Consider the following 15,362-nt stretch of genomic DNA (forward strand, 5'->3'; position numbering starts at 1 on the left):
TGCGCCATTTTTCAGCGGGTGTGACACTACGGCCTGTCGGGGTAGAGGCCGTTGATCATGATGCAGTAGCTCATCGCCAGCGACGGTGACTGGTTGGCGAAGGCGACTCCATTGCCAGTGTTGGCGTTCGTCACCGTGGCGGCGGTGAAGCCCGCGTTGTATGTGAAGTTGATGGGGCCATTACCGGCGGCACCCGTCAATTGCACGTTGAGGCCGCTCAGTTCCACGTCTGCGCTAGGGCTTGTGGATGGTGCATAGATGCTTGCAGCTGGAAAGCCTGTTGTGGGTGCTTTGCCGAGATAGGCATTGGCCGAGAGCGTTGGGGTGCCAACTTCATCCTTGGCATTGAGTTTTGCGGTAACACCCAGCGTACCGGCGGAGGCCGGGACGTTGACTGTCTGAGGTCCACCGCCGGTGCCAGTGAATGTTGCCGTGTGAGTGTGCGGCGGCAGGTTGGCTATTGTAAGGGTTGTTGTCTGCGTGCCGGAGTGGGCGGCGAAAGGCTGCGGGAGCATTCCCGGTCCTGTGCCGTAGTGGAGTATTGCCCGGCCGCGCAGATCCGGCAGTGCGAACTGTCCGCTCTGCGCGGAACCGCCATACTGGGTTCCGATCAGGCTGTAGAGCGCCTGATTGCCGTTGATCGCAATCTGCCGCCCGTCGGCCGGCAGCCAGTTCCTCGGGCACCAGTTGAAGGCAAAGGCACAGACGCTGCCGATATAGGATTCCATGTTGCAGGCCTGTGCCGGAGCTGAGCTGCCGATCACGAGGGCGGTGCTGCCTGCGCCCAGCATGGCGAGGGCGCCGAGGGTGGACAGACCCTGTCCGAAGATACGGGCGGGTTTGAGCTGCTTTCTCATCCTGAACTCCAGTTTGGTTTCATGCGGTCCGGCGCGCACGGCTGGCGTGTGCGTCTGCCGCCCATTGATGGGGACGGATGAGTGGAGTTATCGTGAAGTGCCGTTGCTGTATTTTTCTTGATATAGATTATTATTATTGGCTTAACTTTATTTTTCTTGGATTTCTGCTGTTGCCTGATCTTTCTGGTCTTGAAAAATTTGTAATTTGTTTGACCGGCATGCACAGGTTGAGAGAGTGCGCCTGAGAGCGGTCTGCCTCCGGCCGGTGGCCGGGTGTTCCGGCGGGTAAATGAGGAGCGAGTGGGCGCGCATTGCATTGCGGGCAACGCCTGACAACTGGCCGCGCGGACTTGACCGGCTACTTGACCGGCAGATGCTGGCGAGGGACAGCCGGATGGCGGTGTTATCTTTCGCGCAAGGGCAGGGCGACGGTGTCCTTGACCGTGTTGACGACAATGCGGGACTGCACGTCGGAGACCAGCGTGTTGTCGAGCAGCTTCAGCCGCAGGAAGTTGTCGTAGGCCTTGATGTCCTCGGTGACCACCTTGATGAGATAGTCGACGGCGCCGGTGATGCGTTCACAGGTGACGACTTCCTGCCAGTGATGCACCAGCTTGTCGAAGGTCTCCATGTTCTCGCGGCTGGGCACGGTCAGCTTGACGAAGGCATAGGCGACAAAGCCGAGGCCGACGGCTTCCCGGTCGACAATGGCCGCCACCTGCCGGATGACGCCCATCTCCTTCAGCTTCTTGATGCGGCGCCAGCACGGCGTCTGGCTCATGCCGGCCGCACGGGCAATCTCGGCGATGGATTGGGAAGCGTCCCTCTGGAGAACACGCAGGACGCGGATATCGGAGGGATCAAGAAGAAAATTCTCTGTCATGGGCCTGTCGGGGAAGAAAATCACGGCCAAGGGCTTGGCTGGCGGCACAATAGCACAGAAATCACCCGCGAAAAGGAGGATATTGGTGTTTGAGAAACCGCACTGGCACCCGGGAGTAGAAGGCGGGCGTCAGGCGGCCGAGGAGGGAACCGATGAACGCTTACGCGCCCGTGGTGTCGCTGGACGACAAATATACCGCAACAGGCGGCCGGATCTACCTGACCGGCATTCAGGCGCTGGTGCGCCTTGCTCTCGACCGGCAGCGGCTTGATCATCTTGCCGGCCTGAAGACCGGCGGTTTCATCTCCGGCTACCGCGGCTCGCCTCTGGCTGGCTATGACACGGAACTGACCCGTGCCCGCAAGCATATTGCAGCCCATGATGTGGTGTTCAAGCCCGGGATCAACGAGGAACTGGGCGCAACGGCCGTCTGGGGCTCCCAGAAGCTGAGGCTGCATGGCAAAGGCTCCGATTTCGACGGTGTGTTCGGCATCTGGTACGGCAAGGCGCCGGGCGTCGACCGGGCCGGTGACGTTCTGAAGCAGGCCAATGCCTCGGGCGTGGACCGCAACGGCGGGGTGCTGGCGCTGGCGGGCGATGACCATCTGGCCAAGTCCTCCATCCTTCCGGGCCAGAGCGAGTTCTTTTTCGAGCATGCGGAAATCCCGGTGCTCAACCCTTCCGACATTCAGGATGTGCTCGACTTCGGCCTGCATGGCTTCGAAATGTCGCGCTTTGCCGGGCTGTGGTCGGCACTGATCTGCCTTGCCGATACGATGGATGCTTCGGCGACCATTTCGGTCAATCCGGACCGGCTCCGTTTCGTACGTCCCGAGCAGGACCCCTGGCTGCTGCATGACCTCAACCGTGTGCTGCTCCTCGGCAACCGGCTGGAAACAGAGCGCCTCCTGCGCGACGTGCGGCTTCCGGCCGTTCAGGCCTATGTGCGGGCCAACCGGCTGGACCGGGTGGCCTTCGGCGCCAGCCGTCCGCGCCTTGGCCTTGTCGCCACGGGCAAGGCCTACCGGGATCTGCTGCAGGCGCTGGATCTCATCGGCATCAACGAGCAGCGGGCGAAGGAAATCGGCCTTGCTGTCTACAAGGTGGCGCTCGCCTGGCCGCTGGAGCCTTCGGGGCTGGCCGAGTTCGCGCGCGGCCTCAACAAGCTGATGGTGGTGGAGCACAAGCGCGCCTTCCTGGAGCCGCAGATCAAGGAAATCTCCTATCACTGGCCGGCCGATGCCCGCCCGCGCATCTGGGGCAAGCGCACGCCGGAAGGCGAGCCGATGCTTTCCGACGTGCTGGAGCTTTCTGTTGCCGAGATCATCCGGGCATTGCTCGGCTATCTGCCGGAAGATGTGGTGACCGGCGAGATGCGGGAGGTGAGCACCCGCATGAACACTCAGGTGATGTGGGCGCAGGGCCATGCGGAGCGTGCGGCGCGCATTCCCTATTTCTGCTCCGGCTGTCCGCATTCCTCCTCCACCGTTGTTCCGGAAGGGGCGCGCTCGCTGCCTGGCATCGGCTGCCATGCGATGACGGAGCAGGCGGGCCGCACCACTGACGGGCAGATCGCCATGGGCGGTGAGGGCGTGCTGTGGGTGGGGCAGAAGGACTTTGCCCGCGACACCCACGTCTTCGCCAATCTGGGCGACGGCACCTATTTCCACTCCGGTATATTGGCCATCCGCCAGGCGGTGTCCTCGAAGGTGCCGATCACCTACAAGATCCTCTACAACGACGCGGTGGCCATGACCGGCGGCCAGCCGCATGATGGCCCGCTCACTGTGCCGCAGATGACGCGGCAGCTGGAAGCCGAAGGCGTGGAGCGCATCGCAGTCGTCAGCGAGCGGCCGGAAACCTATACCGGCCGCAAGGATCTGGCGCCTCTGGTGGAGGTGCTGCACCGGGATCATCTGATGGAGGTGCAGCGAGAGTTCCAGAAAGTCGATGGCGTCACCGTCATCATCTACGATCAGACCTGCGCCGCCGAAAAGCGCCGCCGCCGCAAGAAGGGCGCCTATCCGGATCCGGATCTGCGGCTCTTTATCAACGATCGGGTGTGCGAGGGCTGCGGCGATTGCTCGGTCCAGTCCAACTGCCTGTCGGTGGAGCCGGTGAAGACCCGCTACGGCGAGAAGCGCCAGATCAACCAGTCCAGCTGCAACAAGGATTTCTCCTGTGTGAAAGGCTTCTGCCCGTCCTTCGTGGAAATCGAGGGCGCGGCGCTGCGCAAGGCGGAAACACACGGCGTGGACGTGGACGGCCTGCTGGCCGGCCTGCCGCCGGTGGAACTGCCCGGTCTGGAGCGGACGCTGAACCTGCTCATCGCCGGTATCGGCGGCATGGGCGTGACGACAATTTCGGCCGTGCTGGCCATGGCTGCGCATCTGGATGGCAAACAGGCCTCGACGCTGGACATGACGGGGCTGGCGCAGAAGGGCGGGCCAGTGACCTCGCATGTGCGTTTTGCCTCGCTGGCCCGCTCCATCGAGGGGCCGCGCGTTCCCACCGCCAGTCTTGATGTGCTGATCGCCTCCGACATGGTGGTGGCCACCAATGCCGAACAGCTGGCCCTGACCAACCGCTCCGCCACCCGCGTCTTTGCCAACACCCGCGTGGCGCCCACGGCGGAATTCGTGCTGAAGCAGACGCTGTCCTTTGACGAGGCGCGGATGCTGAAGTCGCTGGAGGCGGCCTCCATCCTGTGCAAGGCGGCGGATGCGGCGACGATTGCCGAGCAGCTTCTGGGTGATGGGATCTATGCCAACATGATGCTGGTGGGCATGGCTTTCCAGAGCGGTGCGCTGCCGGTGAGTGCGGAAGCGATCGAGACGGCGCTGCATCTCAATGGCGCACAGGTGAAGGCCAATGTGAAGGCCTTCCGCGCCGGCCGCGTGCTGGCGGCAGCGCCCGAAAAGATCCTCGCCGCCCTGCCGCAGCCGGAAAAGCTGGAGCCGGAAACGCTGGATGAGCGCATTGCCCGTCAGGAGCGCGAGTTGGTGCTCTATCAGGATGCCGCTTATGCAGCCCGCTTCCGCAAGCTGATCAATGCGGTGCGGGCAGCTGATGCAGCGCACGGTCCCGGCACCTTCCGCCTCACCGAGACGGCGGCGGACATGCTCTACAAGGTCATGGCTTACAAGGACGAGTATGAGGTGGCGCGGCTTTATGCCGATCCCGCCTTTGCCGCAAAGCTCAAGGCGCAGTTCGAGGATCCGAAGAAGGTGAAGGTGATGCTCGCCCCGCCGCTGCTGTCGCGGGGCAAGGACCCGAAGACTGGGCGCCCGGCCAAGATGGGCTTCGGCCCATGGGTGTTCACTGCCTTCCGCCTGATGTCGAAGATGAAGGGCCTGCGCGGCACCGCCTTTGATCCCTTCGGCCGTACGGCGGAGCGCCGTGCCGAGCGGGCGCTGGTGGCAAGCTATTCGGCTGACCTGCAGACCATCATCGCGGCGCTGCCCAAGGCCAGCTACGGCCTGCTGGTGGAACTGGCCCGCGTGCCGGATCTGGTGCGCGGCTATGGCCCGGTGAAGGAGGAGAACCTGAAGAAGGCAGAAGCCAAGCGCGGGCAACTGCTTGAGCGGCTCAAGGGAGACACGCCGGAGTTTGCAGCGGCGGCTGAGTAATACCGGCTCCTAGTGAGCCGGGCGCTGCACAGGCCCGGCACAGCAGGCGGCAATCTGCCGGCACCTGTCTGGTTCAGAGTGAACCTGACAGGTGCCGGATTTTCTTGTTTCCGGTTTGCCCTGCCAGATTTCAGAAGAAGGAACCGGCCATCTCGGGCGTGCCCTCCAGGGCGTGGGCCATGAACTCGATGCTGTGACGCAGTTTTTCACGGGTGATGGGGCCGCAGATGCACACACGCACGGTTTCGCCGGGCTGGCTGTCCACGGTGAAGGCATCACTTGCGACAATGCCGAGGCCGGAGTGGCGCATGTGGGCGGCAAAACTGGACCGGGTCCATCCTTCGGTCAGCGGCAGCCAGATGTTGAAGCTGATCGGATCGGCGCTGTAGCTGCCGGCCGGCAGATGCGCTGCGACAATCTTCTGGCGTGCGCTGGTTTCGCTGCGGATGAAGCGCAGGATCATGTCGGCCGTACCGTCTTCGATCCAGCGGGTCGCCAGCGCCATGTTGAGCGGTGAGGCCATGACCGAGTTGGCGCGCATGGCGGCGGCAAAGGGCCAGGCGGATTTGGTGTCGGGGGCGGCGACGAAGGCAAGGCGCAGGCCTGCGCCGATGCATTTTGCCAGCCCGCCAATGTGCCATGTCAGGTCAGGGGCCATCGAGGCCAGCGGCGGCGGCGCATGCAGCGGGATGAAGCCATAGGCGTCGTCTTCAATGATGGGAAGGCGGAACTTGCGGGCAACCGCACAGATCTCCTCCCGGCGCTGCACGGGAATGGTCAGTGTTGTCGGATTGTGCAGGGTCGGGTTCAGATAGAGGGCCTTGGGCGAGCGGGTGGCGCAGGCATGGGCCAGTGCGTCGGGCAGAATGCCGTGCTCATCCATCGGCAGGCCGCACATGCTCAGCCGCAGCTGGGCCGCAATCGAGCGGATGCCGGGATAGGTGATGTTCTCGGACAGGATCACCTGACCGGGCTTGGCCAGCAGGGTCAGGATGGTCAGCAGGGCGGGATGGGCGCCGGGGGTCACGAAGATGCGTTCCTGTGACGGCACCAGAGCCCGGCGGCCCAGCCAGGCGGCGGCAGCGTCCTTGTCTATCTCCGAGCCGCCGAAGCCCTGGTAGCGCAGCAGCGGCACCATGGAGGAGGCGACGGCGCAAAGCCCCTCACGCATGCGCTCGACCAGTTCCGGATCATCCGGGTCGGGCGGCATGTTCATCGAATAGTCGGCGGCAGACAGCCGTCTGGCGTCTGGTGCCGCGTCCAGGGCAAAGCCGCGCCGCTCCCGGTCCTGACCGCCCGTCACGAAGGTGCCGCGTCCCACGTGGGTGCCGATCAGGCCGCGCTTCTTGGCTTCCACATAGCCGCGGGCCACGGTGGTGAAATCCACGCCGAGCCGTTTCGCCAGCTCCCGCTGCGCGGGCAGGCGGTCCCCCACCACGAGAATGCCGCTGCGCAGGTCCATCTCGATCAGATCTGCAATCGCCATATAGCGCGGGCTGCTGCTGCGCCGCAGATCCGGCGTCCACTCGGTCATGGTGATCCCTTCAATTCGCTGAATGACTGTATATTCATGCATTCAATCCCTGTCACCTCTGTTTCGTGGCTACTTGGGGCGCGCAAGTTGCCGCAGGTGCGGCAGCGCGAAGGGGCTGCCATGGCTGGCACCGCATTCTGCCCCGAATGCCGCAATGGGATCTGTAATGGCGGTAAAGCTGCCCAAAGACTGCATATTGACTGGATCAAGAGTATGGCATTCTGCCGGAAGAGCAGGCAGGATATTGTCTGGATTTTGGGCTTCAGATTGCGAGATGTGAGAAATTGAATGCATAATTGAATGCATACGATATGAAAATGACTGCTTTATGAGCGGATTCAATTTGGCATGCTGCTTGCAAAATGAGTGCTGCCCCGAAGAGGAGGGCAGATATTCAGTCACAGGAGCCTTCGATGCCTGCAGTAACCAAACCCGCCCACGAAGCCGGTGATTTTTTTGTCGACTATGAAGAGAAGGTCTTTGAGGACGTTCAGGCGAAGGAAGGCGAAAAAGCCCTGATCACCTTCCATACGGTGGCCTTTGAGGGATCGATCGGCCTCGTCAACCTGCTCCAGGCCAAGCGCCTGAAGCGCAAGGGGTTCGAGACGTCCGTTCTGCTGTATGGCCCCGGCGTCACGCTTGGTGTGCAGCGCGGCTTCCCGAAGCTGGGTGATGAAGCCTTTCCGGGCCACCTCAATTTCAACAACCAGATCAAGGGCTTCATGGAGGAGGGCGGCAAGGTCTACGCCTGCCGTTTTGCCCTGCAGGCGCTGTATGGCCACGGCGAGCCTTCGCTGATCCCGGGCATCAAGCCGATCAATCCGCTGGATGTGCTGGATCTGATCCTCATCCACCGCCGCGACGGCGCCTTCATCCTCGACACCTGGACGCTCTGAGTCTGCTGCGGGGTGCGGGCCAGCCTGCACCCCGGTCTGCGGCCGGTCTGCAGCATGCCGTGAGGCACTGCAGTCCGCCGGAAATCCAACCGAGAAGCCAAGGAGTTCGCCCGTGGCCAGGAAATCAGTCAAGGTCGCCGCCGCCCAGATAGCGCCCGATCTGACCTCGCGCGAGAAGACACTCGCCCGGGTACTGGAGACGATCCGTGAGGCCGCCGGGAAAGGCGTCGAGCTGATCGTCTTTCCGGAAACATTCGTCCCCTGGTACCCCTATTTTTCCTTCGTTCTGCCGCCCGTTCTGTCGGGTCAGGAGCATCTGCGCCTCTATGAGGAGGCCGTCACGGTTCCCTCCGGTGCGACCCAGGCCGTCGCGGCGGCCGCCTGCGAGGCGGGCATGGTCGTGGTGCTGGGCGTCAACGAGCGGGACCATGGCTCGCTCTACAATGCGCAGCTGATCTTTGATGCCGATGGCAGCCTCGTCCTGAAACGCCGCAAGATCACCCCGACCTTTCATGAAAGGATGATCTGGGGGCAGGGCGACGGGGCGGGCCTCACGGTGGTTGAAACCGCGGCGGGCCGCGTCGGGGCGCTCGCCTGCTGGGAGCATTACAACCCGCTCGCCCGCTACGCCCTGATGGCCCAGCATGAGGAAATCCATGTCGCCCAGTTCCCGGGCTCTCTGGTAGGGCCGGTTTTCGCCGATCAGATGGAAGTGACGATCCGCCACCACGCGCTGGAAAGCGGTTGTTTCGCCGTCAATGCGACCGGCTGGCTGACGGATGAGCAGATCCGCTCGATCACCCCTGACGAGCGGCTGCAGAAGGCGCTTCGCGGCGGCTGCATGACCGCAATCATTTCGCCGGAAGGCAAGCATCTCACCACTCCGGTAACCGAAGGCGAGGGGCTGGCCATCGCCGACCTCGACATGAGCCTCATTCTCAAGCGCAAGCGGATGATGGATTCGGTTGGCCATTACGCGCGGCCCGAACTGCTGTCGCTCTCGCTCGACAACCGGCCAGCCGCGCCTTTGACGGTCACCCAACCCGCCTTTTCCCGATTTTCCACCGACCCGGCAGCCGCCGATACAGGGAGCAACACCGATGGACATGCTGCAGCGCCCGCAAGCGACAGAAACCCTGATCAACGAATTGCAGTCCTGCGGAGTGAGGCTGGTTGACCCGAAAGCCGGGCACGAAAGCCGCCGGGGCGGTGCCGGGCCTTCCGACCACAAGGCCATGACTGTTGATGGCATGACGGTGATGGTGCCGGTCCACACGGCGGCGGCTTTTGAAAGCCCCTACATGGTGGAAAAGCCGGATGAGCAGGGCCGCAGCCGCATCAGCCGCGACGGCAAGGTTCTGGCGGAGGTCAGCTTTCCGCTGCGGCCGCGCTTCTATGAGCTGAGCACGGCGGATGGCATCCCCTATTCCAAGATCGCCGTTCTGCATGGCCGTGACGTTCTGGCAACCACCGTGCTGCAGACCTGTATCCGCTATCAGAGCCGCACCAAGACCTGCCAGTTCTGCTCCATCGGGCAGTCCCTCGCTGCCGGGCGGACCATTGCCCATAAAACGCCGGAGCAACTGGCCGAAGTTGCGAGAGCTGCCGTCGAGCTGGACGGCGTGAAGCATATGGTGATGACGACGGGCACGCCGAAGGGCAGTGACCGGGGCGCAGCGGTGCTGGCGGAAAGTGCAAGGGCCATCAAGGCTGCGGTCAATCTGCCAATTCAGGGGCAGTGCGAGCCACCGGAGGATGATGTCTGGTTCGAGCGCATGCGCGAGGCCGGCATTGATACGCTTGGCATGCATCTGGAGGCGGTCACGCCCGAGGTGCGGGCCCGCATCATGCCCGGCAAGGCGCAGGTGCCGGTTTCCAAATACATGAGCTCTTTCGAGGCGGCTGTGAAGGTGTTCGGGCGCGGCCAGGTCTCGACCTATATCCTCGCCGGTCTCGGCGACAGTGTGGAGGCCATTCTGGACATGTGCGGGAAACTGACTGCGCTGGGTGTCTATCCCTTCGTTGTGCCCTTCGTGCCGATCTCCGGCACCCCGCTGGAAAGCCATCCGGCGCCATCGGCGGCGTTCATGCATGCAATTCTCCAGCCCCTGGCGGAAATGCTGGTGACGAGCGGGCTGAAGGCCGTGGACATCAAGGCCGGCTGCGGCAAATGCGGGGCCTGCTCGGCGCTGTCCACTTATGAGCGGAGGCTGACGGCATGATGATCGAGCCGGTTCAGGCCTTCCGGGCTGCTGAATATCAGGTGAAGTTTGCCACCTGTTCCTGGGAGCGGGAGCAAGCCCATGCGCTGCGTCAGGCGGTGTTCTGCAAGGAGCAGCGGATCTTTCGCGGCAGTGACCGTGACGCGATCGACGAGACCGCAATTCCCATCGTTGCACTGGCAATGCTGGGCGTGGTGGCTGATGCGGTTGCTGGCACCGTGCGCATCCATGAGGAGCAGCCCGGCGTGTGGTGGGGCTCCCGGCTGGCGGTCCATCCGGATTACCGCAAGGTTGGCGCCCTGGGGGCTTCCCTGATCCGGCTTGCGGTCTCCTCCGCCCACGCCATGGGCGCGCATACGTTTCTTGCCCATGTACAGGAACAGAACGGGCTTCTCTTCCGCCGGATGCGCTGGAGGGTGCTGGAGGAGGTGGAACTTCACGGCAAGCCGCACCTGCGCATGCAGGCGGATCTTGCGCATTATCCGCCCTGCTACACGCCTCAGGCCGGCTTTACGGCGCTGCCGAGAAAGGCAGCCTGATGATGAGGGCAGAAGAGTTTGACCAGATCGTCAAGGCCTTGCGCTCCAGCCGGGGCATTGCCGCCAAGCGGGAGATCGCCGTTGCGGCGCAGCAGCTGAACCTCGCAGGCGGCCCCGTTGCCGTGGGCGATGACTGCGCGGCCATTGCCGATGGCAGCGGCTATCTGCTCTTGGCCATCGAAGGCTTCATGAACGAGTTCGTCGCCGGGGATCCCTGGTTTGCCGGCTGGTGCAGCATCATGGTGAACCTGTCCGACATTGCGGCCATGGGCGGACGGCCGGTTGCCGTGGTGGATGCGCTCTGGGCACCGAATGAGGCCGGGGCCAGTCCGGTTCTGGCTGGCATGAAGGCGGCCTCGGAGGTCTATGGCGTGCCGGTTGCCGGTGGCCATACCAATCTGACGGCGGACCGCGGGCAGCTCGCCGCAGCCGTCCTCGGCCGGGCCAGCTGCCTGCTCACCAGTTTTGATGCAAGACCGGGAGAGCATCTGGTGGCCGTTGTGGATCATCGTGGCCGCTACCGGGAGCCTTTCAACAACTGGGAGACGGCAACCGGTGCCCCTGCACAGCGGCTGCGGGCCGATCTCGATCTGCTGCCGCAGATCGCGGAGGCGGGCTGGTCGCGGGCGGCCAAGGACATCAGCCAGGGCGGCATTGCCGGCACGGCGATCATGCTGGCGGAATGTTCCGGCGTTGGCATCAGCCTTGATCTTGAGGCCATTCCGGTTCCGCCGGGCATTGCCCTGGAGCGCTGGCTCACCACCTTCCCGAGTTTCGGTTTTCTGCTGTCGGTTCCCGGCCGCCATGTGACAGACGTTCTCGGCCTCTTCGCAAGCCGTGATCTCACTGCTGCGGTGATCGGCGAGGTCAGGCACGGAACAGCCGTGAGCGTTCATTCGTCTGCGGGCTCGGCCATCATCCGCGATTATGCCGCAGAGCCCTTGATGCAGTTCAGGCAAGCGGAGGCCGCCGTATGAGCCGCAGCCTGCGCATTGCCATGCTGACCCATTCGACCAATCCGCGCGGCGGTGTGGTTCATGCCATGCAGGTGTCCGAGGCTCTTGCCGCTCTGGGTCATCAGGTCACGCTGTTTGCTCCCGATGCTTCCGGAAAAGGCTTTTTCCGCCAGCCGAAGGTCCGCATGGAGGCCTTTGCGGTGCCGCAGGCGCCTGCGGGCATGACGGATATGGTGGAACAGCGCATCCGCGACTACACCGCCTTCTTCCGGCAGCGCGGCACGGATGGTTTTGACCTGTTTCATGCTCATGACGGCATTTCCGGCAATGCTCTGGCGGATCTGGCTGCCTGCGGTCAGATTGCCGGGTTCCTGCGCACGGTGCATCATCTTGATGAATTTGCCGATCCGAGGCTGATGGCGCTGCAGGCCCGCTCCATTGCGGCGGCGGATGCGCTTTTCACCGTCAGCCGGCACTGGACGGATGATCTGGCCCGCCGGGGGCTCAGCGCCACCTGCACCGGCAATGGCGTCGATTGCCAGCGCTTCAGGCCGGGCAGGGCGGCAGATGATGGCGCCGGGCTTGCTGCAAGGCTCGGAGTATCCGGGGGCGGCCCGGTCTTTCTTGCCATCGGCGGGGTGGAAGCGCGCAAGAACACGCTCAACATCCTGCTGGCCTTTGCCGAAGCGCGCGCGGTTCTGCCATCGGCCCGGCTGGTGATCGCGGGCGGCGTTTCCCTGCTCGACCACCATGATTACCAGGCCGCCTTCAAGGCCGCACTGGCAGCCCGGCCTGAGCTTTCGGGCGCGGTCCACATGATTGGCGCCGTTGCGGACGAGGATATGCCTCAGCTTTACCGGATGGCCGATGTCCTGGTTTTTGCCTCGGTCAAGGAGGGCTTCGGCCTTGCCGTGCTGGAAGCGATGGCCAGCGGACTGCCGGTGGTTCTGTCTGCCATTTCCCCTTTCACCGAATACGTGCCGGAGGCCGCAGCACTCTGGTGCGACCCGCACAGCCCGTCCTCCATTGCCGGGGCCATGCTCACGGCCCTGCGCCCGGAAGTGGCGGCGCATTGCACCGCTGCGGGCTTCACCGTTGCCGCTGCGCATGACTGGCACAGGGCGGCTGTTGCCCATCTGCCGGTCTATCTGGCCTCACTTGCAGAGAGGGAGCCCGCAAATGCCTGAAATGCGCTTCGTCGTCGTCTGGCCGGATGGCTCGCAGGAGGAGTGCTATTCGCCCTCCCTTGTCATCCGCGATTTTTTCGAGGAGGGGCAGACCTATCCGCTCGATGAGTTTCTGTCCCGCAGCCGCGAGGCGCTGACCCTTGCCAGCGACAGGGTCAAGCTTCGCTACGGCTTTCCCTGTTCGCTGGCGCTGGGGCAGATCGCCCGCATCGAACAGCGCGCCGCTCTCTTCAACACCCCGGCCGCCTGTGTCGCGGTCAGGCAATTCATCCTTTGAGAGGTCCAGTCATGAGCACCCCATCCCTGCAAAGCCACTACAGCGCCGTGATCGTCGGAGGGGGGCAGGCGGGCCTGTCCGCCAGCTACTACCTGTCCCGCGCCGGCGTCGATCACGCCGTCTTTGAGCGGAAAACGGCCGCCCACAAGTGGCAGGACGAGCGCTGGGATGCCTTCTGTCTGGTGACCCCCAACTATCAGTGCCAACTGCCGGACCACCCTTACGACGGGCCAAATCCGGGCGGCTTCATGGTCAAGGACGAGATCCTTGATTATCTGGAGCGTTTCAAGGCCAAGGTGAATGCCCCGATATTCGAGCACACCGGGGTGTCTCTCGTCGAGCAGATGCCCTCCGGTTTCCGCGTCGAGACGAGCAAGGGGGTGGTCACGGCCGATGCGGTGATCCTCGCCACCAGTCTCTATGCCGACCGTTTCATCCCGCGTGCGGCGGAACGCCTGCCGGATCACATCCTGCAAATCCATACCGCCGATTACCGCAACCCGGAAAGCTTGCCGGACGGCGGTGTGATGGTGATTGGCTCAGGCCAGTCCGGCTGCCAGATTGCAGAAGATCTGTATCTGGCAGGCCGCCAGGTGCATCTGGTGACCGGCAATGCACCGCGCTGTGCCCGGTTCTACCGGGGGCGCGATGTGGTCGACTGGCTGACAGACATCGGACAATACGGCATTACCGTCGAACATGACGGAATGACGAAGAAGAAGCATGACACCAACCATTACCTGACCGGCCGTGATGGCGGGCGCGATATAGACCTGCGCAAGTTCGCGCTGGAAGGCATGAGGCTCTATGGCCGCTTCGAAACGGCAAAGGGGGCGACGATGCAGTTCCGGCAGAACCTGCGCCGGAACCTCGATGAGGCAGACCGGGTCTATAACGGCATCAATGCCCTGATCGATCAGCATATTGCCCGCAACAACATCACCGCCCCGCCGGCCAGTGTCTATGTGCCGCTGTGGGAGCCGGCGCAGGAGGTGGCGGAGCTTGATCTGGATGGCGCAGGCATCACCAGCATCATCTGGGCCACGGGCTTCACACCGGACTGGTCCTATGCTGCGGTTCCCATCTTCGACGGCACCGGCTATCCGGTCCAGCGGCGCGGCGTCACCGGGGTGCCGGGCGTTTATGTGCTGGGACTGCCCTGGCTGTGGACCTGGGGATCAGGCCGTTTCCTCAGCATCGCGCAGGATGCCGATTATGTCGCCGGCCAGCTCACGGGCTTCCTGAGGAACAGGGGGCTGCATGAAGCTGCACCGCGTGCTGCACAGGCTGGAGGCCGGGGTCTTTGACAGTCTTTTCCTTGCAGACGGTGCGGGCTGCATTGCCCGGTATGAGTGAAGGCAGTGCTGCTGCCAGCCTGCCTTTGCCCTCCCTGCTGGACAGGGGGTTGTGCCCGGAGATCCTTCTGGGCATGCCGCATCTCACGCCCTTCGGTCTTTCGCGCACCTGGCTTTTGAAGGAGCTGGCGCACCGCCACTGGCTGATGCTCGGGCGCGATCTCGGTATGGACAATGCCGATTTCCGCACACCGGACGGGCAGGAGGCCTATGCGGCCATTTCGGCCCTGAGCTGCAATGTCCGGTTTTCGCAGGCAAGGGCCAACGCGGTCCTGTCGATCGCGGCAAACCTCTACCCGGTCTCGCATGCCAGATGCGAAAGCCTCTTCACCTTGTGTGTGGACGGGGTGCCTGCGGGCGCCGTGGTCCTGCAGTCCGCATTCGTTGCGCGCACTTCCGGGACAAACCGTTCGGTCCGCCGCTCCATGCTCCGCAACGCCAATGTCAGCGGGTCTGTCAGGCCGAGCCGCCTTGCCGGGGCCGCCGGTCTGTTGCGGACACTCGATACCGCCGCGCTGCCTTGCTGGAATGAAACCCTGTTTCAGCCATGCCCGCTTGAAGAGTTCAACGGCGCAGGGCTGTTCTATTTTGCCGAGTTTCTGGCAGCTGCCGGCCGTGCCTTCTGGCAGTGGGAAGGGGCAGAGGCCGCAGCTTTGCGCTTCGAGAGACCACATGTGGTGCTGTTCACGGGCAATATCGACCAGGGCGAAACCCTGCGTATCCGTCTGTGTTCGCGGCAAGAGATTGAGCCAGTGAGCCTTTGCACGGTCGGACGCATGGATGGCTCCGTGATCGCATCCGTCCTGTTCGGTCATGGGGAGGATGACGCTGTATAAATCCGCAAGCTGGTAAGTCCATCCTGAAAGCCCTTTGTGATCCTGCCCGTTCCGGATGCAATGGTCCTTTTCCCTGTCACGCAGCGGCATAGGTGTCTTTCCGGCTGCACGTGCGTCCAATCTCCGGATATGGCAATGTCATGCTTCGTCATACAGAAGCATGACAGGAGGATCGTCATCATCCGTAATCA

The 15,362-nt window shown here is 63.4% G+C and carries 14 protein-coding genes; 10 read left to right on the forward strand and 4 right to left on the reverse strand.

Annotated features, from left to right (window positions below):
* Positions 1-26: 26 nt before the first annotated feature.
* Positions 27-857: a phage tail protein gene (locus tag IF10I1_RS07700; protein ID WP_186424423.1), complete on the reverse strand. Its 831-nt coding sequence runs from the start codon at positions 855-857 to the stop codon at positions 27-29.
* A gap of 403 nt (positions 858-1,260) precedes the next feature.
* Positions 1,261-1,740, reverse strand: coding sequence for an Lrp/AsnC family transcriptional regulator (locus tag IF10I1_RS07705; RefSeq protein ID WP_019966625.1), 480 nt, complete (start codon positions 1,738-1,740; stop codon positions 1,261-1,263).
* A gap of 152 nt (positions 1,741-1,892) precedes the next feature.
* Between IF10I1_RS07705 and IF10I1_RS07710 the strand changes: the two genes are divergently transcribed.
* The gene (locus IF10I1_RS07710; protein WP_186424424.1) at positions 1,893-5,369 is read left to right on the forward strand and encodes an indolepyruvate ferredoxin oxidoreductase family protein; all 3,477 of its coding nucleotides are present in this window, start codon (positions 1,893-1,895) and stop codon (positions 5,367-5,369) included.
* A gap of 130 nt (positions 5,370-5,499) precedes the next feature.
* Here IF10I1_RS07710 and IF10I1_RS07715 read toward each other — a convergent pair whose 3' ends face one another.
* Together IF10I1_RS07715 and IF10I1_RS07720 are read right to left on the reverse strand one after the other, a co-directional pair.
* On the reverse strand, positions 5,500-6,903 hold the full coding sequence (locus IF10I1_RS07715; protein WP_050472876.1) for a PLP-dependent aminotransferase family protein: 1,404 nt from the start codon (positions 6,901-6,903) through the stop codon (positions 5,500-5,502).
* A gap of 69 nt (positions 6,904-6,972) precedes the next feature.
* Complete coding sequence (locus tag IF10I1_RS07720) at positions 6,973-7,305, reverse strand: hypothetical protein (RefSeq protein ID WP_186391945.1); 333 nt, start codon at positions 7,303-7,305, stop codon at positions 6,973-6,975.
* A gap of 11 nt (positions 7,306-7,316) precedes the next feature.
* Between IF10I1_RS07720 and IF10I1_RS07725 the strand changes: the two genes are divergently transcribed.
* The 9 genes from IF10I1_RS07725 to IF10I1_RS07765 all read left to right on the forward strand — a co-directional run bounded on the left by IF10I1_RS07725 (position 7,317) and on the right by IF10I1_RS07765 (position 15,171).
* A complete protein-coding gene (locus IF10I1_RS07725; protein ID WP_050472672.1) occupies positions 7,317-7,799 on the forward strand; it encodes an MSMEG_0572/Sll0783 family nitrogen starvation response protein in 483 nt (160 codons plus the stop codon).
* 112 nt (positions 7,800-7,911) lie between these two features.
* The gene (locus tag IF10I1_RS07730) at positions 7,912-8,976 is read left to right on the forward strand and encodes a Nit6803 family nitrilase (protein ID WP_186391944.1); all 1,065 of its coding nucleotides are present in this window, start codon (positions 7,912-7,914) and stop codon (positions 8,974-8,976) included.
* A complete protein-coding gene (locus IF10I1_RS07735) occupies positions 8,906-10,021 on the forward strand; it encodes an MSMEG_0568 family radical SAM protein (protein WP_186392055.1) in 1,116 nt (371 codons plus the stop codon). Before IF10I1_RS07730 ends, IF10I1_RS07735 begins: the two co-directional genes overlap by 71 nt.
* A complete protein-coding gene (locus IF10I1_RS07740; protein ID WP_123194620.1) occupies positions 10,018-10,560 on the forward strand; it encodes an MSMEG_0567/Sll0786 family nitrogen starvation N-acetyltransferase in 543 nt (180 codons plus the stop codon). Before IF10I1_RS07735 ends, IF10I1_RS07740 begins: the two co-directional genes overlap by 4 nt.
* A 2-nt stretch (positions 10,561-10,562) precedes the next feature.
* Complete coding sequence (locus IF10I1_RS07745; RefSeq protein WP_186392054.1) at positions 10,563-11,537, forward strand: sll0787 family AIR synthase-like protein; 975 nt, start codon at positions 10,563-10,565, stop codon at positions 11,535-11,537.
* Positions 11,534-12,703 (forward strand): MSMEG_0565 family glycosyltransferase, encoded by a 1,170-nt coding sequence (locus IF10I1_RS07750; RefSeq protein WP_186424268.1) that lies wholly within the window; start codon positions 11,534-11,536, stop codon positions 12,701-12,703. The genes IF10I1_RS07745 and IF10I1_RS07750 overlap by 4 nt, the downstream gene beginning before the upstream one ends.
* A complete protein-coding gene (locus tag IF10I1_RS07755; protein WP_058899485.1) occupies positions 12,696-12,980 on the forward strand; it encodes an MSMEG_0570 family nitrogen starvation response protein in 285 nt (94 codons plus the stop codon). The genes IF10I1_RS07750 and IF10I1_RS07755 overlap by 8 nt, the downstream gene beginning before the upstream one ends.
* An 11-nt stretch (positions 12,981-12,991) precedes the next feature.
* Positions 12,992-14,287, forward strand: a complete 1,296-nt coding sequence (locus IF10I1_RS07760) for an MSMEG_0569 family flavin-dependent oxidoreductase (protein WP_186391942.1) — start codon at positions 12,992-12,994, stop codon at positions 14,285-14,287.
* A gap of 41 nt (positions 14,288-14,328) precedes the next feature.
* A complete protein-coding gene (locus IF10I1_RS07765) occupies positions 14,329-15,171 on the forward strand; it encodes a Pnap_2097 family protein (protein ID WP_186391941.1) in 843 nt (280 codons plus the stop codon).
* The last annotated feature ends 191 nt before the right edge of the window (positions 15,172-15,362 follow it).

Source organism: Pannonibacter sp. I15F10I1, from assembly GCF_900185665.1.
In the GTDB taxonomy this organism is placed as follows: domain Bacteria; phylum Pseudomonadota; class Alphaproteobacteria; order Rhizobiales; family Stappiaceae; genus Pannonibacter; species Pannonibacter indicus.

Bases quoted from the DNA above. Each gene is read 5' to 3' on its own strand.
- IF10I1_RS07700 (WP_186424423.1), bottom strand. From the start codon at position 857: ATGAGAAAGCAGCTCAAACCCGCCCGTATCTTCGGACAGGGTCTGTCC.
- IF10I1_RS07705 (WP_019966625.1), bottom strand. From the start codon at position 1,740: ATGACAGAGAATTTTCTTCTTGATCCCTCCGATATCCGCGTCCTGCGT.
- IF10I1_RS07710 (WP_186424424.1), top strand. From the start codon at position 1,893: ATGAACGCTTACGCGCCCGTGGTGTCGCTGGACGACAAATATACCGCA.
- IF10I1_RS07715 (WP_050472876.1), bottom strand. From the start codon at position 6,903: ATGACCGAGTGGACGCCGGATCTGCGGCGCAGCAGCAGCCCGCGCTAT.
- IF10I1_RS07725 (WP_050472672.1), top strand. From the start codon at position 7,317: ATGCCTGCAGTAACCAAACCCGCCCACGAAGCCGGTGATTTTTTTGTC.
- IF10I1_RS07735 (WP_186392055.1), top strand. From the start codon at position 8,906: ATGCTGCAGCGCCCGCAAGCGACAGAAACCCTGATCAACGAATTGCAG.
- IF10I1_RS07740 (WP_123194620.1), top strand. From the start codon at position 10,018: ATGATGATCGAGCCGGTTCAGGCCTTCCGGGCTGCTGAATATCAGGTG.
- IF10I1_RS07745 (WP_186392054.1), top strand. From the start codon at position 10,563: ATGAGGGCAGAAGAGTTTGACCAGATCGTCAAGGCCTTGCGCTCCAGC.
- IF10I1_RS07750 (WP_186424268.1), top strand. From the start codon at position 11,534: ATGAGCCGCAGCCTGCGCATTGCCATGCTGACCCATTCGACCAATCCG.
- IF10I1_RS07755 (WP_058899485.1), top strand. From the start codon at position 12,696: ATGCCTGAAATGCGCTTCGTCGTCGTCTGGCCGGATGGCTCGCAGGAG.
- IF10I1_RS07760 (WP_186391942.1), top strand. From the start codon at position 12,992: ATGAGCACCCCATCCCTGCAAAGCCACTACAGCGCCGTGATCGTCGGA.
- IF10I1_RS07765 (WP_186391941.1), top strand. From the start codon at position 14,329: ATGAGTGAAGGCAGTGCTGCTGCCAGCCTGCCTTTGCCCTCCCTGCTG.